The organism is Pseudomonas sp. GW821-FHT05H12, assembly GCF_059419385.1.
Genome location: NZ_JBWKRS010000038.1, coordinates 1 through 24,981, shown reverse-complemented (window position 1 = coordinate 24,981; position 24,981 = coordinate 1). Strand labels below are relative to the sequence as shown.

The following is a 24,981-nucleotide window of genomic DNA, read 5'->3' as shown; positions in this document are numbered from 1 at the left end:
TCATGTTGAGTAGAACCGCCGCAGATCTGTACTGGATGTCCCGTTACCTGGAGCGCGCCGAGAACCTGGCGCGCATGCTTGAAGTCAGTTATTCGCTGTCGCTGATGCCCCAGGCCGGGCGCAGCGATGGCCTGGATGAACTGGCGATGTCGTTGCTCAGCAGCGGCACCCTGGACAGCTACCTGGAGCGCCACAAGCAGCTGGACGCCGAACGCATGCTGCATTTCTTCGCCCTCGACGAAGAAAACCCCGCCAGCATCTACAACTGCCTGCGCGCCGCCCGGGGCAACGCCCACGCGGTACGCGGGCGCATCACCGCCGACATGTGGGAAAACCTCAACGCCACCTGGCTGGAAATGCGCAGCATAGCCGCCGGCGGCCTGGCGCGGCATGGCATCAGCCACTTCTGTGACTGGGTCAAGCAGCGCTCGCACCTGTTTCGCGGCGCCACCTCCGGCACCATCATGCGCAATGACGCCTACCGCTTCATTCGCTTGGGCACATTCGTCGAACGGGCAGACAACACCCTGCGCCTGCTCGATGCGCGCTACGAGATGTTTGGTGAGGAGTCCGAAGAAGTCAGCGACCTGTCGGCACGCGGGTATTACCAGTGGAGCGCGCTGCTGCGGGCGTTATCGTCATTCGAGGCCTACACCGAGCTGTACCCGAATGCGTTGAATGCACGGTCGGTGTCTGAGTTGCTGTTGCTGCGCAGTGACGTGCCGCGCTCATTGCACGCCTGCATCGAGGAGTTGAGCCACATCCTCGCCGACTTGCCCGGCAGCTACGGGCGCACCGCCCAACGCCTGGCCGCCGAGTTTGAGGCGCGACTGCGCTACACCGGGATCGATGAAATCCTTGAAGACGGCCTGCACAGCCGCCTCACCGACTTCATCGACACCGTGCGCGAACTGGCGCGGGCCATTCACAGCTCTTACCTGGAAGTGGTGTGAGTGCAATTGGGTTACTTAACTGTCAATTCAGGTGATTGACCCCTCTTTGATACCGCTCTTATGTTGGGCTGGTGCAACGCCTTCCCACCATAAGAACAGGTACAGAGCATGTCCGAACTGACCCTCACCCCCGCTGCTGCCCAAACCCTGCAACGTTGGCACGCTATGCTGGCCGCCCGTGATCTCAAGTCCCTGCCCGAGCTGCTGGCCGCCGACGCGGTGTTTCGCTCGCCCATGGCCCACACGCCCTACCCTGGCGCGCCGGTGGTGTCGATGATCCTCAACACCGTGATCAAGGTGTTCGAAGACTTCACCTACCACCGTGAACTGGCAACCGGCGATGGCCTGAGCGTGGTGTTGGAGTTCAGCGCCCGGGTGGGCGACAAGCAGCTCAAGGGCATCGACCTGATTCGCTTCAACGAGCAAGGGCAGATCATTGAGTTTGAAGTGATGGTCCGCCCCTTGAGCGGGTTGCAGGCTTTGGGTGAGGAAATGGGCCGACGCCTGGCACCGTACCTGGCCAAGGCCAACTCCCAGGCCTAAAATCGCCCACCTGTAGGAGCCGGCTTGCCGGCGATGGCGGTTGATCAGTCAATGATTTATTGGCTGAAAGATTGCGATCGCCGGCAAGCCGGCTCCTACGGGTGGCGGTGGTGGTTATTGGTTTTTCACCAGGACCGGTTCTGCGCGGTATTGGTCGGGGAACAGTTTTTTCAGCTGCGCTACCTTCGGCAGGTCATTGATCACGATGTAGGGGTAAGACGGGTTCTCGGTGAGAAAGTCCTGATGGTAGGACTCCGCCGGGTAAAACGCCTTGCCGGTTTCCACTTTGGTCACGATCGGCTTGTCGAAGGCCTTGGCCGCGTCCAGCTGGGCGATATACGCCTGGGCGACTTTCTGCTGTTCGGCGTTCTGCGCAAAGATTTCCGAGCGGTATTGGGTGCCGCTATCCGGGCCCTGGCGGTTCAGCTCGGTGGGGTTGTGGGCCACCGAGAAGTAGATCTGCAGCAGCTTGCCATAGCTGACCTGGCTCGGGTCATAGGTCACCGACACCGATTCGGCATGCCCGGTATCGCCGCCGCTGACGGTCTCGTATTGCGCGGTACTCGCCGCACCACCGTCGTAGCCGGACACGGCGTTTTTCACACCCTGCACATGCTGGAACACCCCTTGCACGCCCCAGAAACAGCCACCGGCAAACACGGCGGTCTGCAGGTTGCCGGAGGTGGCGGGCAGGTCCAGGGCGGGGGGTGCGATCATCACCGCGTCTTCAGCACCACCGAAGGAGAACGCCGAGCTTTGGCCGACAAAAACCGCGAAAGCGAGCACCGGTAAAAACTTGAGTCGTTTCATCACTATCACTCCAGAACACGGTCGACTGTGGGAGCTGGCTTGCCTGCGATGGCGGTGCATCAGGGCCAGATGAAGCGGCTGGCCCGACGCTATCGCAGGCAAGCCAGCTCCCACAGTGATTGGGTTTTCAATTCAGCCGAAAGTGAAGGCGTAGGCCGATACGTTCGGGTCCAGAAACTCAATGCTGAAGGTACGGTCCTGCACCGCACCTGGCTGGCGCACCAGCTGGTACAGGCGCTGCTCGGTCACGGTGCCGCTGCCATCCGGCGCCACGTCGGTGCCATGGGCGTCGCCCGGGGCCTGGCCGTCGACCGTCACCTTGAACCGCACCGGCTTGCCATCGGCGCCCGGGCCCAGCACCAGGTGCAGGTCGCGGGCATGGAAGCGGTAGACGATGCGCCCACCCGCCTGATCAAGGGTGGCTTGCTGGCCGCCGACGTTCCACTGCCCTTCCAGCGTCCAGTTATTCAGCGCCAGGGTGCCAGCCGCCGGGTAGTTCACCACCTTGTCGGTGCCCAGGGTGCCGGTGGTGACGAAGTTCTCGGCGCGCTGGAAGCCCAGGTAGGTTTCCGGCGACTGCACTTCGTTCATGTCCGGCGCCTGTTGCACGCCCTTGGCGTCGGCCTCGATAAGGCCTCCGGCCACATTCTTGGCCCCGGCTTCACGCAGCAGTTGCTGGATCACACGCTCTGACTCGGCGTAGTCACCTTCACCAAAGTGGTGATAACGGATCTGGCCCTTGGCATCGGCAAAGTAATGCGCCGGCCAGTACTGGTTATTGAATGCGCGCCAGATCTTGTAGTTGTTGTCGATGGCCACCGGGTAGGTGATGCCCAGGTCCTTCATAGCCTTGGTGACGTTGTTCACGTCGCGCTCAAAGGCAAACTCCGGGGCGTGCACGCCAATCACCACCAGGCCCTGATCGTGGTACTTCTCGGCCCAGGCCTTCACGTACGGCAAGGTGCGCAGGCAGTTGATGCAGGAGTAGGTCCAGAAATCCACCAGCACCACCTTGCCCTTCAAGCCTTCGGCCGTCAGCGGCGGGCTGTTGAGCCATTGCACGGCACCGTCCAGCGGCGGCAGCGTACCCTCGATGGGCAGCGTGTCGCTGTGGTTGGCGGCCATCATCATGGCGCCACCGGCCATCATCGCCCCGCCCTTCGGTTCAGGCTTGGCACTCAGCTTATCTACTAGGCTTTGTTCCAGGCCACCGGTCGAAGCCGTCGACAAACGCGACAGCACGCCGGTGTCCAGGCCCAGGGCGATTGCCGCCACACCGGCCAGCATCAACGCCCCCAGGCCACGGCGCAGCCATTCACCGGCACCCAGGGACTTTTTCATGAAGCCAAAGACTTTACCGCCGACCAGCAGCGCCAAGGCCAGGGACGTGGCAGCCCCCGCGGCGTAGGCCAGCAAGAGCAAGGTAGTGCCGATGCTGGCGCCCTGCAGCGCCGCGCCGGTGAGTACCAGGCCGAGGATTGGCCCGGCGCACGGCGCCCACAGCAAACCGGTGGCCACGCCGATCAGGAACGAAGCGCCCGGACGCGGCTTGGCGTCGGCCCCGGCGGCTTCCGAGAGGCGACTGCCGGCCGCCACCAACGGGCGCGTCAGCCGCTCCGACAGTTGCGGCAACAGCAGCGTGAGTCCGAACAGGGCAACGCACAGCAACGCGAGCCAGCGCCCGTATTGATTGACTTGCACCACCCAGCCGCCGCCCACCGCCGCCAGCGAGGCCACCAGGGCAAACGTCACCGCCATCCCCGCTAACAGCGGCAAGCCACTGCGCATAAACGGCTGCCCGGTGCGAGCGAAGACAAAAGGCAGAACAGGCAGGATGCACGGACTGACAATCGTCAGCACGCCGCCCAGATACGCGAGAACCAGAAGCCACATGGGATCGTCCCTTATACGAATGAATAGACATCGGCTTACGCCGCCGTGAACGTCATGGCGGCGCCATTCATGCAATAGCGCAGGCCGGTGGGTTGTGGGCCGTCGTCGAACACGTGCCCTTGGTGACCGCCGCAGCGCCGGCAGTGGATTTCCTTGCGCACCACGCCGTAGGAGGTGTCGACGTGGCTGGCGACGGCGTTGTCCAGCGGTTGCCAGAAGCTCGGCCAGCCGGTGTGGCTGTCGAACTTGGTGGTCGAGGAAAACAGCGGCAGCGCACAACCGGCGCAGGCGAAGGTGCCGGTGCGGTGTTCATCGTTGAGCTTGCTGCTGTAAGGGCGTTCGGTGCCCTCCTCGCGCAGTACGTCGAATTGCTCGGCGGTGAGCAGGCTGCGCCACTCGGCCTCGGTATGGCTCACCTCAAAGGTTTCGGCGGCTTCAGCGTCGCTGACCACGTTGAGTTGCTTGAGCAGGCCACCGGCCAGGACGGCGACACCCAGGCCGCCACCGGCCAGCAGTATTTGTCGACGTGAATACATGGCATTCCCCTCTTCGATCCATTGCGATCCCCTGTAGGAGCCGGCTTGCCGGCGATGGCGGTCTATCAGGATGATCGCTATCGCCGGCAAGCCGGCTCCTACCATTGGGCAGTGGGGCCATGCTGCGGCTTTTACGGTCGCGGAATCCTCACGCAGAGTTAAACAATTCGTGATAACTACACTGTGGCAAAACCCGCACAATGCGCGAACTACACGTGAAGGTTTCTCTACATGGATCAGCCAAAACGAGTCCTGGTGGTCGAGGACGATGCCCATATTGCCGACCTGATCTGCCTGCACCTGCGGGACGAGCAGTTCGAGGTGGTGCACAGCGCCGATGGCACCGAAGGCCTGGGCCTGTTGGAGCAAGGCGGCTGGGATGCATTGATCCTCGACCTGATGCTGCCCGGCGTCGACGGCCTGGAGATCTGCCGCCGCGCCCGGGCCATGGCGCGCTACACGCCGATCATCATCACCAGCGCACGCTCCAGCGAATTGCACCGCATCCTCGGCCTGGAACTGGGCGCCGACGACTACCTGGCCAAACCGTTCTCGATGCCGGAACTGGTCGCGCGGGTTAAAGCCCTGCTGCGCCGGGTGGACGCCATGGCGCGCAACTTGAAGATGGACGCCGGCAGCCTCGACCTCGGCCAGTTGTTCATCAACCCGCTGACCCGCGATGCCACGCTGCAAGGCCAGCGCCTGGACCTGACCCCGCGTGAATTCGACCTGCTGTACTTTTTCGCCCGCCAACCGGGCAAGGTGTTCTCGCGCATGGACCTGCTCAATGCGGTGTGGGGCTACAGCCACGAAGGCTATGAACACACGGTCAATACCCACATCAACCGCCTGCGCGCCAAGGTCGAAGTCGACCCGGCCAACCCGGCGCGTATCCTCACGGTGTGGGGCCGTGGCTACAAATTTGCCGAGAGCGCGCCATGAAACTCACGCTGACCCAACGCCTGTCGGTGGTGTTCGCCGTGTTGCTGGTGATTTGCAGCGGCACGTCGGCGTGGTTGCAGGTGCGCTCCAACCACATGCATGAACTGGAAGTGGTGCAAGGCCTGTCCCGCGACCTGGCGGCGCACATTGCCCGTGACACCCAATTGATGGACGCCGACGGCCTCAAGCCTGACGCCGTGCGCAACCTGTTCAGCCAACTGATGCTGGTCAACCCGAGTGTCGAGGTGTACCTGCTCGACATCGACGGCCGTGTGGTCGGCAATGCCGCGCCCAGCGGGCATTTGCTGCGTGATCGTGTCGACCTGACGCCGGTGCGCCGCTTCCTCAGCGGCGCCATGCTGCCAATCCTCGGCGACGACCCGCGCAGCGTTGACGGGCGCAAAGTGTTCAGTGCCGCACCGCTCAAGGCCAACGGGCAACAAACCGGTTTCCTCTACGTGGTGCTGCTGGGCGAAGCCCATGACGTGTACGACGCCAAGGACGCCACCGGCATGGCGCTGAAGATCGCGCTGTGGTCCATCGGCCTGGTCGCGCTGCTGTGCCTGATGGCGGGCCTGATCGCGTTCGCCTGGATCACCCGGCCGCTGCGCCAGCTGACCGACAAGGTCGGCCAGTTCGACATCAACGGCGCACCGAAAGCCCCCGCGCCGCTGACGCCCGAACTCACCAGCGGCGATGAGATCGCCGTGCTCGACCACGCCTTCGTGCAGATGGAAAACCGCCTGGGCGAACAATGGCGCGCCATTACTCACCAGGACCAGGAACGCCGGGAAATGGTGGCCAACATCTCCCATGACCTGCGCACGCCCCTGGCCTCGTTGCACGGCTACCTGGAGACCCTGTCCCTCAAGGACGCCAGCCTCAGCCCCGAAGAGCGCCGCCGTTACCTCGGCATCGCCCTGGACCAAAGTCGCAAGGTCGGCGGCCTCGCCCAGTCACTGCTGGAACTGGTGCGCCTGGAACATGGCTTTGTACAGCCAGTGATCGAAGGCTTTTCGCTGCCCGATCTGGTGCAGGACATCTTCCAGAAATTCGAGCTCACCGCCGAAGCCCGGAGCATTACCCTGACGGCCACCCTGCCCCCACAGGTGCCCACGGTGCTGGCGGATTTGGGCCTGATCGAACGGGTGCTGACCAACCTGCTGGACAACGCCCTGCGCCACACGCCGGTGAATGGCGAAGTGGAAGTGCTGCTGGCGAGCGCGGCGGATGGCGTGGCGGTGACGGTCAGCGACAGCGGCCCGGGTATCGACGCCGAGCTGCGCGAAGGCTTGTTCCTGCGTGCTTTCACCATCGGCGGCGCACGCCGGGATGGCGGTCTGGGCTTGCGCATCGTGCACCGCATCCTGCAATTGCACGGGCGCAGCATCCAGTTGGTGGACCGCCCCGGCCGTGGCGCGACCTTTACGTTCTCCCTAGAAACCCGAGCATCAGCGCGTTGACCTGAGCGCCCTGCTCGTTCTGGATCCAGTGCCCGCAGTTGGGGAGTACGTGTTGCTCCAGCACGGGCACCGAATCGGGCATGCGCTTGATCGTATGGGCTTCAAACACGCCGACCGGGTCGCGGTCGCCGATCAGGAACAGCGTCGGTTGCAGCACCTGCCGGCCCGCCAGGGCTTCGGTGCGCTGCCAGTTGCGTTCGAAGTTGCGGTACCAGTTCAACGGGCCGCGAAAGCCGTGCTCGGTGAACGTCTGCACGTAGACGTCGAGGTCTTGCTGGCGGCACCAGTTTGGCAGCGTGGCGGGGGTTGAGACACCGTCGAGCAAGGTGGCATCGGGGGATTTCTTCTGCAGGAACACGTCCTGGTCCTGCATGAACAACCGCAGGGTGCGCTCGATGTCAGCATTCAATTCCCGTTCGGCCACGCCGAGCGCCTGGAAGTACAGGATGTAGTTGAATCGGTCGGCGTACAGCTCGCGCATGATCTCGATCACTGGCCGGCGGGCACGCCCGGCGAACGGCACCGACATCGTGATCAACCGCGTGACACGCTCGGGCTCCAGCAATGCCAGGTGCCAGGCCACCACGGCGCCCCAGTCGTGGCCGACCATCACCACCTCGCGGTGGCCGAAATGGTCCATGGCCTGCTGGATATCGCCGCACAGGGTCATCAGGTCGTAATCGGCAATCTCGGCAGGCGAACTCGACCGACCATAGCCGCGCATCTCCGGCGCGAACACCCGGTAGCCCGCCGACGCCAGCGCCGGTATCTGCTCGCGCCAGGAATGCCAGCATTCAGGAAAACCGTGCAGCAGCCACACCGGCTGGCCGTGTTCAGGGCCGGCGATGTGCACGCTCAGCTCGATACCGTTGACGCGAAGGGTGTGCTGGCTCATGGGTTTAGCCTGGCGAAGGGTTTGCCACAGCCTGCAGCATGGACATGATCAAGGCCAGCATCATTGATGCCGGGAATACGTCAACCGACTGCCCACCACTGCGGCAACAACTGGCGCACCCGTGGCTCGCCAAAGCGGTCATCGATCAACATCACCACGCCTTCGTCCTGCTGGCTGCGGATCACCCGGCCGGCGGCCTGCACCACCTTCTGCAGGCCCGGGTACAAATAGGTGTAGTCGTAGCCGGCGCCGAAGATGGCACCCATGCGCAGCTTCATTTGCTCATTGACCGGGTTCAGTTGCGGCAGCCCGAGGGTGGCGACAAAGGCACCAATCAAGCGCGCGCCTGGCAGGTCGATGCCTTCACCGAAGGCGCCACCGAGCACGGCAAAACCGATGCCCTGGCTGTGCTCGGTGAACTGGTCGAGGAACGCCTGACGCTCGGCCTCGGCCATGCCGCGTGATTGTTGCCACAAGGGGATTTGCGGGTGCGTTTCGGCCAATAACTGCGCCACCTGTTGCAGGTAATCAAAGCTGCTGAAAAACGCCAGATAGTTACCGGGCGTTTTTGCGAACTGGGCGGCGATCAACGCGACGATGGGCGCCAGCGACGCCTCGCGATGTGCAAAGCGCGTGGACACCTGATCGACAATGCGCACCGTCAGTTGCTCGGCCTTGAACGGCGACTCCACGTCGACCCACGCCGTGTCCGGCGGCAAGCCGAGCAGGTCGGCGTAGTAGTGCCGTGGGCTCAAGGTGGCGGAAAACAGCACGCTGCTGCGCGCCGCCGTCAGCCTGGGCCGCAGGAATTCAGCCGGCACCACGTTGCGCAGGCACAGGGTCGAGCTGCTGCGCTTGCCGCTGAACTGGCGCTTGCTGATATCAAAGATGAAGTGTTCGTTGAACAGCTCCGCGACCTTGGCAAATTGCAGGGCTTCGAAATAGAACGCCTGCAGATCACCGGTGAGGGATTCGGGGTGGTCGTTGAAGTAATCTCCCAGGGCGCTGGTGCACAGGTTCAAGGCTTGCAACAGTTTGTCGGGCCGGGTTGGGTAGGCCTGATACGGCGCCAGTTGTTCCTTGTGCAGCGCGTTCCACTCGCGGTTGAGGCGTTGCAGGGGCTTTTTCAGCGCTTCGGGGGCGGTGTCACGCAGGGTCTTGAGGCTGTATTGGTCAAGGCTGGCGCTGTACATCGAGCGCGCACGTTCCACCAGGTTATGGGCCTCGTCCACCAGCACGGCGACACGCCATTGGTTGAGCTGGGCCAGGCCGAAGAGCATGGCGCCGAAGTCGAAATAGTAGTTGTAGTCAGCGACCACCAGGTCGGTCCAGCGCGCCATTTCCTGGCTCAGGTAATAGGGGCAGACATCATGGGCCAGGGCCACCTCGCGCAGGTTGCGCTGATCGAGCAGGCGCACCTGGGAAGCCGCCTCACGGGCAGCCGGCAGACGATCGTAAAAGCCCTTGGCCAACGGGCAGGAATCGCCGTGACAGGCCTTGTCCAGGTGTTCGCAGGCTTTGTCCCGCGCCACCAGTTCCAGCACCCGCAGCGGCAAGTCAGGGCGACTGTCGTACAGCACCTGCGCCGCGTCCAGGGCCAACTTGCGCCCCGGGGTCTTGGCGGTGAGGAACAGCACCTTGTCCAGTTGCTGGGGCGCCAGGGCCTTGAGCAGCGGGAAGATCGTACCGATGGTCTTGCCGATACCCGTGGGCGCCTGGGCCATCAGGCAACGGCCAGTGCTCGCGGCTTTGTAGACCGATTCGGCCAGCACGCGCTGGCCGGGGCGGAACGCGGCATGGGGAAACGCCAAGGTGGTGGCTGCGCTGTTGCGTGCGTCGCGATGCTGCATTTCCCGGGTGGCCCAGCCGAGGAACAACGCGCATTGCTGATTGAAGAAGACCTCCAGTTCGGCGGCCGGGTAATGCTGGTTCAGCAGGGTTTCGCCCTCGCCGACGATGTCGAAGTACACCAGCGCCAGGTCGATGGCATCGAGCCCCAGCTTCTGGCACATCAACCAGCCGTACACCTTGACCTGGGCCCAGTGCAGTTGCCGGTGGTTGGCGGGTTGGGCCTCGAGGTCGCCGCGATAGGTCTTCACTTCTTCCAGGCGATTGGCGTCCGGGTCGTAGCCGTCTGCCCTGCCCCGTACCTTGAGTTGCAGGTACTCGCCTTCCAGCGCCACTTCGTTCTGGTAGTGCGCATTGCGCCGCGAGGCCACGGTGCGATGGCCGACAATGCCTTCCTGGGCACTGGGCGACGGAGTAAAGCGCAGGTCCAGGTCGCCCACCTTGGCCGTGAACTCACACAGCGCGCGCACCGCCACGCTGTAGCTCAAGCGGGTTCTGCCCAGCGCACATAACACACCGTCACGGGCATCTGGTATTCGCCGCAGAACTCCAGCCAGCGCAACTGGTTGTCCTGCAGACGGTCGCCCGGGCCCTTGACCTCGATCATGCGGTAGGTCTTTTGGGCCGGCCAGAACTGGATCAGGTCCGGCATGCCGGCGCGGTTGGCGCGAATGTCCAGCAACAGCCGCTCGAACCAATAACGCAGGTGCTCGGCGGGCAGGCAGGCCAGGGCTTGCTCCAGCAGTTCGTCGCTGAGCAGGTTCCAGAACACGAACGGCGACTGGATGCCCCACTTGTCGGTATAGCGCTGACGGATGGTGGCCTTGTAGCGTTCATCCTGCAGTTGCTCGAAACAGGCGGCGAACAGCGCGGCGCGGCGCAGGTGGAAGTCTTCGCTGTGCAGGTCTGCCGGGCCGCGTTGGAACGGGTGGAAAAACGAACCCGGCAAGGGTGCGAAAATCGCCTCCCAGCACAGCAGGCCGAACAGCGAGTTGATCAGGCCATTCTCGACGTAATGCACCGGCGCGTCCGGCTCGCTCAGGTGCGCCTGCACGCAATATTCCACTGACATCAGTTCATCGGGAGGCGCCAGCGCGAGATCCAGCCGGGTAACCGCCCGGGGTTTGGTCTTGGGTAACGGTGGCTCACCCAGCTTGCGTCGCAGCCGGGGCAACACGCGCAACAGGTGCTGCTGTTCAGCGGCGCTTTCCGGGGCCTGCTGTGCGGCACAGGCCAGGGCCATGGCCTGGGCATAGTCCTCGCGGCGCTCCAGCACGCGGATCAGCCGCGAACGCGCACCGGGATAGGCGCATTGCCGGTAAATCTGCTCGGCCAGGTCCAACTCGGCGCTGCGTTCGCAGTATTGGCCGATCTGGAACAACAGCTTGGCGCGGCGTTTTTCCAGCCAGGGGTTGTCGGTGTTCAGCGTGGCGATGTGAGCCAACACCTGGTCGAGTGCCAGCCCGGCTTCAAACGCCTGCTGACACCCGTGCAGGAACAGGTAGCCGTGCACGTCGTCACGGCTGCGCAAGCCACGGGACTCGGCGCAGAACTCGACTTTTTCGTAGGTGTAGATGCCCAGGTCGGCCAGCACGAACTCGGACCAGTCCTGATGCAGGTTGCCGAAGAACATCAGGCGCAGGCGGTCGCACAGGTCCATCACGGTGAGGCTGTACAGTGTATCGGTGGTCTGCGGACACCACTGGGTAAAGCTGCGAAGCTCGGTGAACTGTGCGGCCAAGGCCTCGAGCCAATCGGCCTTGTTGGCCTTGGGCTGCTCAATCCACGGCTTGAAGGCTGCCAAGACCTCGCCTTTTTGCAGCAAGGCGAACAGTGTTTCAAAGGTCAGCGGGCTGTGCTCATCCACCCAACCCAACTGCACCAGCGGTGCGGTTGCCGCGTGAGTGCAGCCGACTTCCACGTAATTGAGTTTGCTCGCCCGAAAATGCATGCCCTTGCGCATCACCATGCGCACCAATAACGCCTGGGACGCCTGGGGCAAGCTGTCAAAATGCTGAATGAAATGCTGTTCGTCAGGGGCGAGCAAATCGGCATAACGTTGCCCCAGCCAGAGCAGCACCTGGCGGAAGTTATGCAGGTAATAGAGCGGATCGTCGAGGGGATTGGCCATTTCACGGGGTATTCGGACACTGGTTATGCATACAGATTGCCGCCCCAAAGGCGTTGTTGCAATCGGTAATAGATAAGTGGCGCGCGCAACTTTTAGTTTTAAAGTGATCAGATACAAGCATTGATCGCGTAACATTTGTTGCCCGCGGCCCTCTGGTGCGGGTCTCTTCAAGGTTAAAGGTAGGGTTATGAGCATGAAGAATTTGGGTCTGCCGCTGGTTGCACTCACTTTTCTGGTTTTGGCCGGTTGCGCAACGCAAACCGTCGTGACGCTGCAAAACGGTACGCAGTACCTGACCAAGGATTTGCCCAAGACAAACACCGCTGACGGTTTCTATGAGTTCATCGACATCGCCGGCAAGCACGTGCGGGTCAAGGCGTCCGACGTCGCCACCGTCCGCAAGGAAAACTGAACATGAAAAAGCCCCGCATCTGCGGGGCTTTTTGTTGAAGCGCATCTCGATCAATACCGGTAGTACGGGTGGTAATACGGGTGATAGTAGGGATGGTAGTAGTAGGAGTGGTAGTACGGCCGGTAGCAGCATGGCCCCGGATAAGCCGGGTACACCGCACACCCGCCCACCCCCAACAACACCACGGCGCAGAGTAACAATCGAAGTCGGGACATGCTCAATTCCTCACACATGACGCGCGAAACCTCTCGCAGGTAGTCATTGAACGTGTGAGCCCCGGGTTATCCGTCGGTGCATTTACCACTGATCAGTGAAGATTTATTTACCGAAGGATTTGCCCCTCTCCCCACGTTTAACCGGTAAGCCCCTTCAACGTCGAAGGCGGCAAAACGGAGGAACGACGGCCATGGCACTCATGTCCCGAACGGTACGCGCTCTTTTACTCATTCCCCTGACCCTGGCGGCCCTGGCCAGCGCGCCGGCGTTTGCCGACACCATCATCATCCGCCAACCTCCCCGGGTAATCGTGGTGCAGCAACCGCCACCACCGGTCTACTACGGCCATTGGGGTTACGGCCCACGGCCCTATTACTACCCGCATCACTATTACGGCTACGGCTATGGCTATGGCTACCCCCACCGGCCCTATTGGGGTGGCGGCTGGCGGGGGCAGCACTGGCGTTGATCAGCCGATCACCACGCCGTCAGACCACAGGCCCCCGTGACCCACGCCTACCAGGGTGACCGAGTCGTTACCAAAGGTGAGCACCGTATCCGCGCCGACCACCTTGGCGTGGTCTCGCAGGTCGGTGCTGCCTTGCACGTCCTTGAACACCAGCTTGTCGGTGGGCTGGTAGCCGATGATGCGGTCGTTGCCAAAGTGCCCGCTGAACAGGAAGGTGTTGTGGCCGCTGTTGTCGCGGATCGTGTCGTTGCCCCTGCCGCCTTCGATGAAGTCAGCGCCCTTGCCGCCCTGGATCAGGTCATTGCCGTCGCTGCCGATGATGAAGGTATTGCCCTTATGGGGCTCGGCGTTGCGGTTGAGATCCTGCACCCAGGTGTTGGCCCGCGCCGGATCGGACAGGTTGGCGACGATCACCGTGGAATCGCGGGTCATCTGGTCGTAGAACCCGGACTCCACAATACGCGTCATGCCATCGCCGTAACCGGTGGGCAAATGGGAAATCCAGGTGGGCAGGTTGACGATGGAAAACGGCAGCACATTCCACAAGGTCGACGCGTAATGGTCGTTGAAGCTGACGATGTTGTCGGTGGTCGACTCGTGGGGTGTGTCGTGCACGCCCAGCGACGACAGGTTGAACGATGAGCCATCCAGCGCACGGAACACCGGGTCGTTTTCATAACCGATATTGAGCACCTTGTCCCCGGCACTCTGGGTCGGCGACGCATAGGCAACGTAGTTGGCGTCCTTGTAGAACCCCGACCACTTGTTGTTGCTCAAGTCGGCCATGCTGTTGACGGCCAAACCGCCCAGGCTGTGGCCGCTGACGACTACGTCCTTGCCGCTCAGGCCGTGGGCGCTGGCATAGTCAGCGACGTTCTTGAGCAAGTTGCCAAACGCCTCGCCGCTGTAGTTCTTGGCGTAATCCTTGGGCCCCAGCGCCGCCAGCAGGTCACTGACCAGGTCACCGATGGAATCGCTGATCAAGGTTTCCCGTGGGCCCGAGGTGCCACGAAAGCCGATGCCGATTTCCAGCAGCTTGCCGGCGTCATCGTACTTGCCCAGCACTTCGACTTGCGCGGTGGTGTAGCCAGCCTTTTCACCGAAGAACGTGCCTCGCGCATCCACCTTGCCGGTGTAACCCAGGGTGCTCGCACTGATCGGCGTCCAACCGGCTTTTTGCACGGCTTCCAACGCAGCTTTTTCCGAGTCCGGGTTCCAGGGAATGCCCGGGATCACCCCCTGGGAATCGGTACTGCCCAGCAGCGCACCGACCAAGGTGGCCGGCAAGCCGAGCCCCAGGCCGTTGTGCTGGTAGCCCACGGCAAATCCGTTATCCAGGTTGTGGTAGGAATACAGCGTGATCGCCATGGCATCGGCAAACAACGCTTTGGAGCCCTCGGAGCCGAGGTTTTTATAGTCGAAGATTCCCATCGCAGCGCCTCTTTTTGTTGTTGTACAAACCCCACTGTGGGCGCCGGCTTGCTGGCGATTACGGCGTGCGGGACACCCTATCGCCGGCAAGCCGGCTCCTACGGAACATCAATGGCCGAAGGCTTCGTCCACCTTGGCCAGGTCGGTGTCGCGCAAGTTGCCGGCGTAGTAATGCAATTTGGTCCAGGCCATCAGGTAGTCGTAACGGGCCTGGGCCAGGTCGCGACGGGTGCTGTAGAGCTGCTGTTCGGCGTTCAACGCATCGAGGTTGACTCGCTCGCCACCGAGGATGCTTTGTTTGGTCGACACCACCAGTGCTTCGGCGGAGGCCAGGGCCTTCTGATAGGCGCGCAACTTGCTCACACCCGACAAGCAGGCGCTGAACTGGCGGCGCAGTTCGATCAGGGTTTCGCGGGTCTTGCCTTCCAGCTCGTACTCGGCCTGCTCCATGGCACGGCTGGCCTGGCGCGTCGAAGCGGAAACGCCGCCACCGGCATACAACGGCATGCTGACTTCCACGCCGATGGTGTTGGTGTCGTAGCGTTGGTTGTAGGTGTTGCCGCTGTCGGATTCCTGCTGGCGTGAGCTGGCATACGCAGTGATCTTGGGCAAATGCCCAGCGCGGTTACGCTCCACCTCGTAATGTGCCACCTCCACCGCTTGGCGCTGGGAGGCCAGCGTCGGGTTATTGCTGAGCGCCAGCTCGTGCCAGCTGTCGTAGTTGGCCGGTGCCAGGGCGAACGCGGCGAAGCTCGGGTTGAGCGGCGCCAGGTCCTGGATATTCACGCTTTGCACACCGATCAACGCGCCCAGTTCTCGCAGCGACGCATCCTGTTCGTCCAGGGCCTGGATTTCTTCGGCGGTGGCCAGCTCATAGCGTGACTCTGCTTCCAGAATGTCGGTGCGGGTGCCCTCGCCCTGCTCGAACAGGTGACGGTTCTGCTGGAACTGCTGCTCGAAGGCCTTCTTCTTGGCGCGGGCGATGTCGATCTGGTCCTGGGCAAACAGCGCCTGGGTGTAATAGGTCAGCACTCGCACCAAGAGCGCCTGGCTCTTGTCGCGAAAGCTCTCGTCGGCAAACAGCGCCTGGGCCACGCCCTTGCGGTAGTTGGCATAGGCTTCGTAGTCGAACAACGGCTGCTGCAGGCTGAACGTGGACCCGTAGCTGCTGTAGTTGCGGTCATCGTGGTAATTGCCGCCGCGCCCGTCGGGCAAGGTGGCCTGGGAGTTGTTGCGACCTTTGTTGTAGTTGTAGGACAGCTTGGGCAGCAGGCCGGCCCGGCCGATGGTGCGGTTTTCCAGGCCGGCATCGCGCTCCTTGATGGCACCAAGGAACACCGGGTCGTTGCGCAAGGCTTGCTCGTATACATCGAACGGCCCCATGGCCGCCTCGGCGCTGGAGCACAGAAGCAGTAAGGCGAAGAACACAGGCTTCATGCTCATTCCTCGGTCAACGCAGAACCGGCGCGATCGAGCAGCGGCTTGAACAGGTAATTGAGCAGCGAACGTTCGCCGGTGCGCACAAACATCTCGGCGGGCATGCCCGGCTTGATCACCAGGCCGTGGAGTTTCTCCAGCGCCGCCTCGCTGACCGTGGTGCGCAGCACGTAGTACGGCGCGCCGGTTTTTTCATCGAGCATCTGGTCGGCAGAGATCAGGCTCACCTCCCCCGGCACGCGCGGTGTACGGCTCTGGTTGAAGGCGGTGAACAGAATGTCCACGGGCAAGTGGGTGCCCACCTTGTCCACCAGGTGCACCGGCAAATGCCCTTCCACTTCCAGGCGCGTGCCCTGGGGCACGATTTCCAGCAAGGTTTCGCCGGCGCGCACCACGGCGCCTTCGGTGTGCACACCCAGGTTGACCGTGATGCCGTCGGCCGGTGCATTGATCTCGCTGTATTGCAGGTCGAAGCCGGCCGAGGTCAGTTGCTGCTCCAGGGTCAGGCTGCGCAATTGCGCGTCGGCCAGTTGGCTGCGCACTTCCTTCTGGTACTCCTCGCTGTGTTGCTGCAGCTTGAGGCGCGACTCAAGAATGCCCTGCTCCACGCGGCCGCTTTCGCCGGTGTTCTGCGCCAGGTCCTGTTGCACCTGGGACAGCTGGCGCTGGTATTCCATCAAGCGGTTGCGCGGGATGTAGCCGTTGTCGGCCAAAGGTTGCAGGTTGCTCAGTTGATCGCGCAGGGATTGGGCCTGGGCGGTCAGGTCGCTGCGCGCACGGCGCATGCCGCCCAGTTGCGCAGTGGCACCGTCGATGTTTGCGCGAATGCCGGCCTGCTCGCGGGCAAACGCCTCGCGGCGACTGCTGAACAGTTGACGTTGGCCTTCCAGCACCAGCGCCAGCGCCGGGTCGGGGTCGCTGCTCAACTCAGGGGGAAAGGTAATGCTGGCACGGTTGTCGCGCTCGCTCTGCCAGCGGGCGACGCTGGCCCAGGCCATGCGGTACTGGGCCTGCAGCGATTGCACGTCGGCCTGGTTCTGGGTCTGGTCGAGCCGGAACAGCGGCTGGCCCTGCTTCACCGCTTCGCCTTCGCGCACCAGGATCCGGCTGACCACGCCAGGGCTGAGGGTTTGCACGGCCTTGCGCTTGCCCGATACCACCACCGTGCCCTGCACCGGAATGCCCTGGTCCAGCGGCGCCAGGCTGGCCCACAAGAAGAAGCCACCAGCGCCGACCACGGTCAGCAGCCAGCCCATGCGGACAAAAAAGCGTGCGTCGCGTTGTTCAAAACGCGGTTCAACAGTAAGGCTGCTCATGCGCCTGGGTTCCTTGCGGCTTGATACTGACGGCTGAGGCTCACACCGGCCTTTTCCCGTGGCTGTTCCTGCTGGCCGGACAAGGCGCGCAGCACCTCCTGGCTTGGCCCGAACACCTGCAGGCGCCCTTCGTTAAGCACCAGCAACTTGTCGGCCTGGGCCAACGCCGAAGAACGGTGGGTGACCAGCACCACGCTGCTGCCCTGGGCTTTCATCTGCACGATTGCGCTGGCCAGGGCGGCTTCACCGACGGTGTCGAGGTTGGAATTGGGCTCGTCCAGCACGATCAGGCGCGGCGCGCCGTACAACGCGCGGGCGAGTGCCACCCGTTGTTTCTGGCCGCCCGACAGGCCGCCACCGTTGTCCCCCAACACGGTGTCGTAGCCCTGGGGCAAGCGCAGGATCAGCTCATGTACCCCGGCTTGTTGAGCCGCCTTGACCACCTGCTCGGGGTCGGCGTCGCGAAAGCGCGCAATGTTGTCGGCGATGCTGCCGCTGAACAGTTCGATGTCCTGGGGCAAGTAACCAATGTGCGGGCCGAGGTCGTCACGGTCCCAACGGTGGATGTCGGCACCGTCCAGGCGCACGATGCCCGCCAGGGTCGGCCACACACCTACCAACACGCGGGCCAGGGTGGACTTGCCCGAACCCGAGGCGCCGAGCACACCCAGCACTTCACCGGCCCCCAAGTTGAAGCTGACTTGCTGCAAGGTCGCCACGCGCCGCCCGGGCGGCCCGGCACTGACCTGCTCGAAACTCACCTGCCCCTTGGGCGCCGGCAACGCCATCTGTTCACCTTCCGGGGGAAACTCGCGCAACAGGTCATCCAGGCGCTGGTAGGCCAGCTTTGCCGAACTCCATTGCTTCCACACCGCGATCAACTGGTCGATGGGGCTGAGCACGCGCCCCATCAGGATCGAACCGGCGATCATCATCCCGGCGGTCATGTCGCCCTTGATTACCAGCAGCGCGCCCAGGCCAAGCACCAACGATTGCAGGCACAGGCGCAAGGATTTGCTCAGCGAGGTGATCACCGAGCCGGTATCGCTGGCCCGGTTCTGCAAGCCGAGGAATTGCGAATGCACGGCAAACCAGCGTTTGCGCAACGCACCGAGCATGCCCATGGCCTGGATCGTCTCGGCGTTGTGCAAATGGCTGGTGGCCAGTTGCGTGGACTGCTGGGAGAAGCCACTGGCCTCCCCCAACGGTTTCTTGGTCATGTATTCATTGAGGCACGCCAGGCCGATCAGCAGCACGGCGCCCGCCGTGGCCAATACGCCCAGCCACACGTTGAACAGGAAAATCACGAACAGGTAGATGGGAAACCACGGCGCGTCGAAGAACGCGAACAGCGCAGGCCCGGTGATGAACTGGCGCAAGTGGGTCAGGTCGCCCAGGGATTGCCCGGCATGCCCCTGGCCGCGTTGCAGGTTGCGCTCGAACGCGGCTTTGTAGACGCGCAAGTTGAAACGCCGCTCCAACTGGCTGCCGATACGGATCACGATAAAACTGCGGATGACTTCCAGGGTGCCAATAAAGGCAAAGAAGCCCACGACCATCAACGTCAACATCACCAGGGTGGTTTCATTCTGGGAGGACAGTACGCGGTCATACACTTGCAGCATGTAAATCGACGGTACCAGCATCAACAGGTTAATCAATGCGGTGAAACAGCCAATGCTGATCAAAATGCTCTTGTATTCACCCAGCGCCTTGAACAAGGGCGCAACGGCATGGGGCTTGGCCATATGTTTTGATCTTCCTTGAACCTAATTGCGCGCAATAGTTGCCCACCCCCGAAACAGGGGACAGCCAACTAATAAAATCAAGTTATATGTTTATAACGAACAACTAAGGCGTGCGCTGCAATATCAGGAGGGTGCCCGACGGAGTGCGCCCTTGGTATTCGCCTTCTTTCTGGCGGTTCAAATGGGTAATGCCGGTGCCTTCGGCATTCATCAGCCAGATCCCATCCGGCGTCGGTGACCAGCTCAGGGGCTTGTCGCCCAGCCATTGGGTTGCACAGGCCACATCGCCGCCCAGGGCGTTGGCCTGCTCCAAGAGGTCAAGGGCACAGACCTGGTCCTGCTGCTTCAACGCCCAGTGCCCGGCCAATTGCGCGGTGGTGGGTAAAACGAGACTGCTCGCCATTGCGTGGGCTCCTGCCGACACGAACAACACCTGTGAAACACAGGCGATCAAATGAGAAAAACGTGGCATTTCCAGCTCCTTCCCAGTGCGCGGCGCCGAGGCGCCGCGCGCTTTACATCACGCCACGATATCGCTGACGGCTGCCTGGCCGACGGTGGTGACGAGGAAATCCGCCACACCGTGACCCGAGAAGTCGACTGCCAATGTACCCAGGTTGGTACCTGCCGCGTAGGTCAGTACAGCATCCCCTGCGTGCCCGGTAAACGCATTGACGAAGGTCAGGCCTGCACCTTTGGTAATGCCGGACAGGTCGATCTTGTCCGAACCCGAGGTGAAGTCAAAGATCTTGTCCGACGCCCCAGGCTTGGAGTCCGAGCTGGCCCCGTAGACGAAGGTGTCGTTGCCGGCACCGCCCCACAGTTGGTCCGCACCGCCACCGCCATAGATGATGTCGTTGCCGGCGCCGCCCTTGATGACGTTCGCCGCATTGTTGCCGATGATCAGGTCATTGCCCGAACCGCCGAAGGCGTTCTCGATGGTGACGCCCTTGGCGATGGACACGTTGCCCACCAGGCCGCCAACGTCGGAGAACGAGGCCTCATTGAGGTTGATCTTCTGGTTCTGGGTGAAACCGGAGAAGTCCAGGGTGTCGTTGCCACCGCCGTCCCAAACCGAGAACACCAGCTTGTCGGCGTTGGACGTAGCGCTGTAGAAATCACGCCCGGTGTTGGAGTTGAACCCGTAGGTGGTGTCACCGGCGCGGGTGCTGTAGTTGGCGCCGTAGAGCTTCTGGATCGCGGCGATGTCGTCGATCAGCGGGCCCGAAGCGTAAGCCTCTACGCCGCCTTTGCTGAAGTTCTGGTTGGTGTTGCTCTCGCTCCAGTAACTCATGACGCTGTAGCCGCGCGTGTCCTGTCCATAGGTCGCGTCGTTGTAGGTCGGGTTGCCGTTCCCGGCGTTGTAGTCGCCAGGGTGGGCCAGGCCCAGGGTGTGGCCGATTTCGTGGGTCAGGGTCTGCCGGCCGTAGTTGTTGAGGTCCGGCGTCTTGTTCGGCGTGTAGCTGCTGTTGGTCAGGTACCACGAAGTGCCGTCATAGCCTGCGCCGGTGCCGGGCAGGTAAGCGAAGGCGGCTGCGCCGTCCTGGCCACCGCTGTAGTTGCCGAAAGTCATATGTGCGTCGCCGCCGGTGGCCTTCTCGGTGAAAGTCACGTTGGCCACGTCCGACCAGGATTGCATGGCCAGTGCGGCCTGTGCTTTCTGCTGAGCGTTGAACTGGCTGAACCCGGAGATGCCATGTTTGTTCATGGTGCTCGAGGAGGCCGAGGTGAGGAAGGTATAGGTCAGATCGATCTTGCCGTTGCCATCAACGTCACGGTACGCGGCGCCGTCCCGCAGCAGCTGGGTGGCTGCCTGGTCCACGGAGTAGGACGGTTTGCCATTGACCGTGAGGTTACCGCCACGGTCATACAGATGGCTGAAGCTATCGATTTGCGAGTACGCGGTGCTGGCTTGCGCGGCAGATACAATAGCTTTGTCTTTTACTTTTGACATAAACGTACTTCCTTGTTTGCAAGTGCATCAGTCTTTGTTCGATAGGAACCCCGCGGGCGAGATCGTCCTATCACTCGCCTCTTTTGAAGGCGTAAGAAAACTGACACAACTTGAAATCATTCGTCTACATCTATTTCCGGCTTAAAAAACTGGCCAACTAATACCTCTCGCAATTCAAATCCAGTATTTGCTGGGCGCACTTGATTTTGTCCGACAAAAAACATCCACCCCTTATTTAAATATTAAATACCGCTAAAGCCGCGCCACTCTAATAGCGGCGTTAATTAATGGATCCAATATATTGTCACGGTGTCATTGGCAACATTAAAGAGCCACTAGTTATCATAATAATGAGAGTTGCCCCCTATTACCGGGACACACTCCAGCCCGTTGTGCGCAATGCCTCTAATAAAGTCTCGGCTTTCAAGCCCGGCACTGTCGCACCGTCGTCAGTGAGCATGTCTTCCCCGGCCAGGACGGCATTGATGATCGCCTCCTCCACAGCCTCGGCGGCGGCGCTGAACAGCGGGGAGATATGGTCGTTGTTGACCATCTGCAGTTCGGTACTCAGGGGCAAATCCTTGCGCCCGTAATCGGCAGGCGGCAATGCCGTGTTGCCGGTGGCAAACGCCAGGAACAGGTCGCCACTGGAATCCTCGGTGCCGCCACCCGTGCGCGCAATGCCGATGGACGCGCGCTGGGCCAGGCGCTTGCATTGGTGAGGCAGCAACGGTGCGTCAGTGGCGATGATCACCACAATCGAGCCCATGCCCGGCGTGCCACGCTCCGCGAACGGTGACGGGATGTCCATCAACCTGCGCCCCACCGGGTAGCCGTCCACCCGCAGCTCCTGGCGCTTGCCATGGTTGGCCTGCACCAGCACGCCGACGGTCCAGCCGCCCTGCTCGGTCGTCAGGCGCCGCGATGCCGTGCCGATGCCGCCCTTGAATTCGTGGCAGATCATGCCGGTGCCACCGCCCACCGCGCCTTCTTGCACCGGGCCGCCTTCGGCGCTTTCCAGGGCTTGGCGCACATGCTCGGGTTTGACGTGCTGGCCCCAGATGTCATTGAGCAGGCCGTCGTAGGTTTCCATCACCACCGGCATGCACCAGTACACCGCCGGGTCCGCCAGGCGCTCACGCTCTAGGGCGATCAGGGTGTCGCGCACGATGCCGATGCTGTGGGTGTTGGTGATAGCCAGCGGCGTGGTCAACAGGCCGGCTTCGCTGATCCACTCCAGGCCCGTGGCATCGCCGTTGCCATTGAGCACGTGGTACCCGGCAAAACAGGGTTGCAGCCGCGCCTCTCCGGCACGCGGCTGCACCACTGTCACCCCGGTGCGCACCTGTTTGCCGTCGACACGGGTCTTGAGCGTGGTGTGACCGACTCGCACCCCCGGAACATCGGTGATGGCATTCAATTCGCCAGGCATGCCCAGCCCCAAGGTGATGCCCAATTGACGTGCACGCATAACCACTCCTTACAATTTCTGGAACGCCGGACTCAACCGGCCACTGATGCAATACAGAATCACCGACAGGGCCAGCAAGCCGATGATAATCATGATGTCGCGTACCGACGCCGCCGCGACCAGGGTCACCAGCAGGTAGCCTGCGCCCAGCACCGCCAGCAACGCGGGAACCGGCCACAGCGGCATGCGATAGGGATGCTCGCGATCGCGCAGCAATACCCGGCTCATCAAGGCGCTCAACGCCACCACCAGGTACACCAGCATGATCAGCAATACGCTGAACGAGGTGAGGTCCGCCAGGTTGGAGCTGAAACTCAACAGTGCCGACGGGATCGCCAGGAACAGCGTAGCCAACCACGGCGAATCCCAGCGCGGGTGAATACGGGTAAACAGCTTGTTGATGCCTGGCGTCCACAGCGCATCGCGGCCACTGCTGAACACCACGCGGCCGATCTGGATGACGATGGCGACAATCGCGTTGAACACCGACAGGAAGATCCCGGCGCTGACCAGGCGTGACAGGGTTTCATTGCCGTGACTGGTCAGCAGGTAGCCGATGGGGTCGGGGCTGCTGATCATCGCACTCAGGGACGGCGCGCCGATCAGCAGCGCGGTGATCGGCACCAGTTCGATCACCACCACCAGCCCCAACGACCACAACACGGCTTTGTGCACGCCTTTGCCGCCACATTTCATGTCTTCGGCCAGCAGCACGGCCGGGCCGTAGCCATTGAACGAGAACAGGCCGATGCCCACGGCGCCGATGACCAAGGCCCAGGGCGCGAGGTGCAGCACGCCGTTTTCGACGATCTGTGGCTGGAACAACACGCTGGCCGGCTGCACCGGGTTGCCGAAACCGAGAAACACGATCACCAGCAGCGCAGCGACTTCGAGCAACAGGCAGGTGCCGGTGATCCAGGCGTTGAGCTTGATATTGAGGATGCCCAGGGCGTAACTGCACACCACGATGACCAGGGCGACGGTTTGTGAATCGAATTTTGTGCCCAGGGCGTTGTTCAAGTAAGTCGCCGCCCCGGTGGCCAACACCGGCGGGATAAACAACAGCATCACCAGCACCGTCAAAAACGTCGCATACCCGGCCATGCCGCCAAACACCCGCTTGGCGTATACGTATTCACCGCCCGCGCTGTTATGGGCGCGGCCCAGCTCCGCGTAGCAAAAGGCAAACATCAGCGCGAGCACGGCGGCCATCACAAAGGCCAGGAACACACCGCTGCCGGCCTGCTGGATGGCAAAGGGCGCGATCACGAATACGGAACTGGCCGGGGTCACCGCCGAAACGGTAATGGCGACCACGTCGAAAACACTCAAGGTGGGTTTCAGCACGCCGTCTGGCGTGGGGGAAGTGCTCATATCGTTATCCTCTGTCGTTGTTTTTGGTGTGAGGCAGAAACGAAACGTCTGAATGTCGCGGGATATGTTTCCCGCTGAATGATGGCAACCTTAAACAGGGTGTTCATGCCAGCCAATTCCCCTATTGGCGTACTCCCCTTGACGCCACCCGGCAAAAGCCGAACCCTTGGCCGATCTTTGGGTTGGCGGGAGCCTGTTACATGAGCCTGTTTCAAGAAGTCGGCCTGCATGCCGGTTTGGGGCGCACCGTCGCGCACATCGGCAGCGAGCGGTTCTGGAAACAGCTGGTGCTGTTGTTGCACCACTGCCTGCCGTTCGATAACGCCCTGGCGATTTTCTACCCGGTCGACGGCCCGCCCCAGGCCCTGGAAGAGTACGACGCCCAGCCGAGCAGCAAACCGGCGTCGATGCTGGTGTACCTCAATGGCCTGTATTTGCTCGACCCGTTTTTCCAGGCCTGTCGCGAGGGCTATGCCAGCGGCGTGTACCGCCTGGAGGAAGTCGCACCGGACCACTTCCGCCAGAGCGAGTACTTCCTCAATTATTTCCACGACAACGTGCTGGAAGACGAGGTGCAGTTCATCCTGCAACTGCCGGGTGCGGGTACCTTGTCATTGTCATTGGGCATGCAGCGGCGCTTCAGCGCGGAAGAGACCGGGCTGATGACCACGGTGGCGAATTGGGTATTGCCGTTGATGCAGCAGCATTGGCAGCAAAGCACCCAACGCCCTGCGGCGATGGACAGCCAGATCCGCGATGCATTGAGTCATTTCGGCTGTGGCGTGTTGTCGGAGCGCGAACTGGAAGTGGCGCGGCTGGTGCTGCGCGGGTTTTCGTCCAAGGCCATGGCCGAACGCCTGAATATCTCGCCGGATACGGTGAAAGTGCACCGTCGGCATTTGTACGCGAAGCTGGATATTTCGTCACAGCCGGAGCTGTTTTCGTTGTTTATCCAGTCGTTGGGGCATGACCTGGAAAACCCGTAGGCGACCACATCTCGTTACCACGCGGACCGTGGGAACGATTGGTCCACCACCTGTAGGAGCCCGGGGGGGGGGGGGGGGGGGGGGGGGGGGGGGGGGGGAGGGGAGGGGGGGGGGGGGGGGGGGGGGGGGGGGGGGGGGGGGGGGGGGGGGTGG

Annotated in this window: 22 protein-coding genes; 7 read left to right on the top strand and 15 right to left on the bottom strand. The window is 62.3% G+C overall.

What is annotated here, in order from left to right; all coding sequences use genetic code 11:
- Nucleotides 1–2 precede the first annotated feature (2 nt).
- Entirely contained in the window at nucleotides 3–953 is a 951-nt protein-coding gene (locus AC07SU_RS25915) for an alpha-E domain-containing protein (RefSeq protein WP_017253783.1), read from the top strand.
- A gap of 108 nt (nucleotides 954–1,061) precedes the next feature.
- Nucleotides 1,062–1,496, top strand: a complete 435-nt coding sequence (locus AC07SU_RS25910) for a nuclear transport factor 2 family protein (RefSeq protein ID WP_494998658.1) — start codon at nucleotides 1,062–1,064, stop codon at nucleotides 1,494–1,496.
- A 114-nt stretch (nucleotides 1,497–1,610) separates the two neighbouring features.
- Here AC07SU_RS25910 and msrA read toward each other — a convergent pair whose 3' ends face one another.
- The 3 genes from msrA to msrB all read right to left on the bottom strand — a co-directional run bounded on the left by msrA (nucleotide 1,611) and on the right by msrB (nucleotide 4,735).
- Complete coding sequence (msrA, locus tag AC07SU_RS25905; RefSeq protein ID WP_494998657.1) at nucleotides 1,611–2,306, bottom strand: peptide-methionine (S)-S-oxide reductase MsrA; 696 nt, start codon at nucleotides 2,304–2,306, stop codon at nucleotides 1,611–1,613.
- Between the two features lie 132 nt (nucleotides 2,307–2,438).
- Entirely contained in the window at nucleotides 2,439–4,199 is a 1,761-nt protein-coding gene (locus AC07SU_RS25900; protein ID WP_494998656.1) for a cytochrome c biogenesis protein DipZ, read from the bottom strand.
- A gap of 35 nt (nucleotides 4,200–4,234) precedes the next feature.
- A complete protein-coding gene (msrB, locus tag AC07SU_RS25895) occupies nucleotides 4,235–4,735 on the bottom strand; it encodes a peptide-methionine (R)-S-oxide reductase MsrB (protein WP_176998307.1) in 501 nt (166 codons plus the stop codon).
- A gap of 231 nt (nucleotides 4,736–4,966) precedes the next feature.
- On the opposite strand from msrB, the gene AC07SU_RS25890 reads away from it, so the two are divergent.
- The gene (locus tag AC07SU_RS25890; RefSeq protein ID WP_494998655.1) at nucleotides 4,967–5,677 is read left to right on the top strand and encodes a response regulator transcription factor; all 711 of its coding nucleotides are present in this window, start codon (nucleotides 4,967–4,969) and stop codon (nucleotides 5,675–5,677) included.
- A complete protein-coding gene (locus tag AC07SU_RS25885; RefSeq protein WP_494998654.1) occupies nucleotides 5,674–7,140 on the top strand; it encodes a sensor histidine kinase in 1,467 nt (488 codons plus the stop codon). The genes AC07SU_RS25890 and AC07SU_RS25885 overlap by 4 nt, the downstream gene beginning before the upstream one ends.
- Here the strand turns inward: AC07SU_RS25885 and AC07SU_RS25880 are convergent.
- From AC07SU_RS25880 to AC07SU_RS25870, 3 genes are all read right to left on the bottom strand, one after another.
- Nucleotides 7,103–8,035 (bottom strand): alpha/beta fold hydrolase, encoded by a 933-nt coding sequence (locus AC07SU_RS25880; RefSeq protein ID WP_494998653.1) that lies wholly within the window; start codon nucleotides 8,033–8,035, stop codon nucleotides 7,103–7,105. The genes AC07SU_RS25885 and AC07SU_RS25880 overlap by 38 nt on opposite strands.
- Nucleotides 8,036–8,115: 80 nt before the next feature.
- Nucleotides 8,116–10,371, bottom strand: a complete 2,256-nt coding sequence (locus tag AC07SU_RS25875) for an ATP-dependent DNA helicase (RefSeq protein WP_494998652.1) — start codon at nucleotides 10,369–10,371, stop codon at nucleotides 8,116–8,118.
- Entirely contained in the window at nucleotides 10,368–12,014 is a 1,647-nt protein-coding gene (locus tag AC07SU_RS25870; protein WP_494998651.1) for a VRR-NUC domain-containing protein, read from the bottom strand. Before AC07SU_RS25870 ends, AC07SU_RS25875 begins: the two co-directional genes overlap by 4 nt.
- 187 nt (nucleotides 12,015–12,201) lie before the next feature.
- On the opposite strand from AC07SU_RS25870, the gene AC07SU_RS25865 reads away from it, so the two are divergent.
- Entirely contained in the window at nucleotides 12,202–12,426 is a 225-nt protein-coding gene (locus AC07SU_RS25865; RefSeq protein ID WP_176998314.1) for a YgdI/YgdR family lipoprotein, read from the top strand.
- Nucleotides 12,427–12,476: 50 nt separating this feature from the next.
- Here AC07SU_RS25865 and AC07SU_RS25860 read toward each other — a convergent pair whose 3' ends face one another.
- Nucleotides 12,477–12,641, bottom strand: a complete 165-nt coding sequence (locus AC07SU_RS25860; protein ID WP_494998650.1) for a hypothetical protein — start codon at nucleotides 12,639–12,641, stop codon at nucleotides 12,477–12,479.
- Nucleotides 12,642–12,832: 191 nt separating this feature from the next.
- Here AC07SU_RS25860 and AC07SU_RS25855 point away from each other — a divergent pair, with 191 nt between their 5' ends.
- On the top strand, nucleotides 12,833–13,111 hold the full coding sequence (locus AC07SU_RS25855) for a hypothetical protein (protein ID WP_494998649.1): 279 nt from the start codon (nucleotides 12,833–12,835) through the stop codon (nucleotides 13,109–13,111).
- On the opposite strand, the gene AC07SU_RS25850 is transcribed toward AC07SU_RS25855, so the two are convergent.
- From AC07SU_RS25850 to AC07SU_RS25815, 8 genes are all read right to left on the bottom strand, one after another.
- Nucleotides 13,112–14,542: a polyurethane esterase gene (locus AC07SU_RS25850; protein WP_494998648.1), complete on the bottom strand. Its 1,431-nt coding sequence runs from the start codon at nucleotides 14,540–14,542 to the stop codon at nucleotides 13,112–13,114.
- A 108-nt stretch (nucleotides 14,543–14,650) separates the two neighbouring features.
- Nucleotides 14,651–15,979, bottom strand: a complete 1,329-nt coding sequence (locus AC07SU_RS25845) for a TolC family outer membrane protein (RefSeq protein ID WP_494998647.1) — start codon at nucleotides 15,977–15,979, stop codon at nucleotides 14,651–14,653.
- Nucleotides 15,980–15,981: 2 nt separating this feature from the next.
- Nucleotides 15,982–17,295, bottom strand: coding sequence for an HlyD family type I secretion periplasmic adaptor subunit (locus AC07SU_RS25840; RefSeq protein WP_494998646.1), 1,314 nt, complete (start codon nucleotides 17,293–17,295; stop codon nucleotides 15,982–15,984).
- A complete protein-coding gene (locus AC07SU_RS25835; RefSeq protein WP_494998645.1) occupies nucleotides 17,292–19,043 on the bottom strand; it encodes a type I secretion system permease/ATPase in 1,752 nt (583 codons plus the stop codon). The genes AC07SU_RS25840 and AC07SU_RS25835 overlap by 4 nt, the downstream gene beginning before the upstream one ends.
- 103 nt (nucleotides 19,044–19,146) lie before the next feature.
- The gene (locus tag AC07SU_RS25830) at nucleotides 19,147–19,515 is read right to left on the bottom strand and encodes a protease inhibitor Inh/omp19 family protein (protein WP_176998321.1); all 369 of its coding nucleotides are present in this window, start codon (nucleotides 19,513–19,515) and stop codon (nucleotides 19,147–19,149) included.
- A 48-nt stretch (nucleotides 19,516–19,563) separates the two neighbouring features.
- Complete coding sequence (locus AC07SU_RS25825; RefSeq protein WP_176998322.1) at nucleotides 19,564–20,997, bottom strand: serralysin family metalloprotease; 1,434 nt, start codon at nucleotides 20,995–20,997, stop codon at nucleotides 19,564–19,566.
- A gap of 367 nt (nucleotides 20,998–21,364) precedes the next feature.
- Nucleotides 21,365–22,468: a DmpA family aminopeptidase gene (locus tag AC07SU_RS25820; protein WP_494998644.1), complete on the bottom strand. Its 1,104-nt coding sequence runs from the start codon at nucleotides 22,466–22,468 to the stop codon at nucleotides 21,365–21,367.
- A gap of 9 nt (nucleotides 22,469–22,477) precedes the next feature.
- Nucleotides 22,478–23,842: an APC family permease gene (locus tag AC07SU_RS25815; protein ID WP_494998643.1), complete on the bottom strand. Its 1,365-nt coding sequence runs from the start codon at nucleotides 23,840–23,842 to the stop codon at nucleotides 22,478–22,480.
- 200 nt (nucleotides 23,843–24,042) lie between these two features.
- Here AC07SU_RS25815 and AC07SU_RS25810 point away from each other — a divergent pair, with 200 nt between their 5' ends.
- Entirely contained in the window at nucleotides 24,043–24,828 is a 786-nt protein-coding gene (locus AC07SU_RS25810) for a helix-turn-helix transcriptional regulator (protein WP_494998642.1), read from the top strand.
- Nucleotides 24,829–24,981: the final 153 nt, after the last annotated feature.

Bases quoted from the DNA above. Each gene is read 5' to 3' on its own strand.
- AC07SU_RS25915 (WP_017253783.1), top strand. From the start codon at position 3: ATGTTGAGTAGAACCGCCGCAGATCTGTACTGGATGTCCCGTTACCTG.
- AC07SU_RS25910 (WP_494998658.1), top strand. From the start codon at position 1,062: ATGTCCGAACTGACCCTCACCCCCGCTGCTGCCCAAACCCTGCAACGT.
- msrA (WP_494998657.1), bottom strand. From the start codon at position 2,306: ATGAAACGACTCAAGTTTTTACCGGTGCTCGCTTTCGCGGTTTTTGTC.
- AC07SU_RS25900 (WP_494998656.1), bottom strand. From the start codon at position 4,199: ATGTGGCTTCTGGTTCTCGCGTATCTGGGCGGCGTGCTGACGATTGTC.
- msrB (WP_176998307.1), bottom strand. From the start codon at position 4,735: ATGTATTCACGTCGACAAATACTGCTGGCCGGTGGCGGCCTGGGTGTC.
- AC07SU_RS25890 (WP_494998655.1), top strand. From the start codon at position 4,967: ATGGATCAGCCAAAACGAGTCCTGGTGGTCGAGGACGATGCCCATATT.
- AC07SU_RS25885 (WP_494998654.1), top strand. From the start codon at position 5,674: ATGAAACTCACGCTGACCCAACGCCTGTCGGTGGTGTTCGCCGTGTTG.
- AC07SU_RS25880 (WP_494998653.1), bottom strand. From the start codon at position 8,035: ATGAGCCAGCACACCCTTCGCGTCAACGGTATCGAGCTGAGCGTGCAC.
- AC07SU_RS25870 (WP_494998651.1), bottom strand. From the start codon at position 12,014: ATGGCCAATCCCCTCGACGATCCGCTCTATTACCTGCATAACTTCCGC.
- AC07SU_RS25865 (WP_176998314.1), top strand. From the start codon at position 12,202: ATGAGCATGAAGAATTTGGGTCTGCCGCTGGTTGCACTCACTTTTCTG.
- AC07SU_RS25860 (WP_494998650.1), bottom strand. From the start codon at position 12,641: ATGTCCCGACTTCGATTGTTACTCTGCGCCGTGGTGTTGTTGGGGGTG.
- AC07SU_RS25855 (WP_494998649.1), top strand. From the start codon at position 12,833: ATGGCACTCATGTCCCGAACGGTACGCGCTCTTTTACTCATTCCCCTG.
- AC07SU_RS25850 (WP_494998648.1), bottom strand. From the start codon at position 14,542: ATGGGAATCTTCGACTATAAAAACCTCGGCTCCGAGGGCTCCAAAGCG.
- AC07SU_RS25845 (WP_494998647.1), bottom strand. From the start codon at position 15,979: ATGAAGCCTGTGTTCTTCGCCTTACTGCTTCTGTGCTCCAGCGCCGAG.
- AC07SU_RS25840 (WP_494998646.1), bottom strand. From the start codon at position 17,295: ATGAGCAGCCTTACTGTTGAACCGCGTTTTGAACAACGCGACGCACGC.
- AC07SU_RS25835 (WP_494998645.1), bottom strand. From the start codon at position 19,043: ATGGCCAAGCCCCATGCCGTTGCGCCCTTGTTCAAGGCGCTGGGTGAA.
- AC07SU_RS25830 (WP_176998321.1), bottom strand. From the start codon at position 19,515: ATGCCACGTTTTTCTCATTTGATCGCCTGTGTTTCACAGGTGTTGTTC.
- AC07SU_RS25825 (WP_176998322.1), bottom strand. From the start codon at position 20,997: ATGTCAAAAGTAAAAGACAAAGCTATTGTATCTGCCGCGCAAGCCAGC.
- AC07SU_RS25820 (WP_494998644.1), bottom strand. From the start codon at position 22,468: ATGCGTGCACGTCAATTGGGCATCACCTTGGGGCTGGGCATGCCTGGC.
- AC07SU_RS25815 (WP_494998643.1), bottom strand. From the start codon at position 23,842: ATGAGCACTTCCCCCACGCCAGACGGCGTGCTGAAACCCACCTTGAGT.
- AC07SU_RS25810 (WP_494998642.1), top strand. From the start codon at position 24,043: ATGAGCCTGTTTCAAGAAGTCGGCCTGCATGCCGGTTTGGGGCGCACC.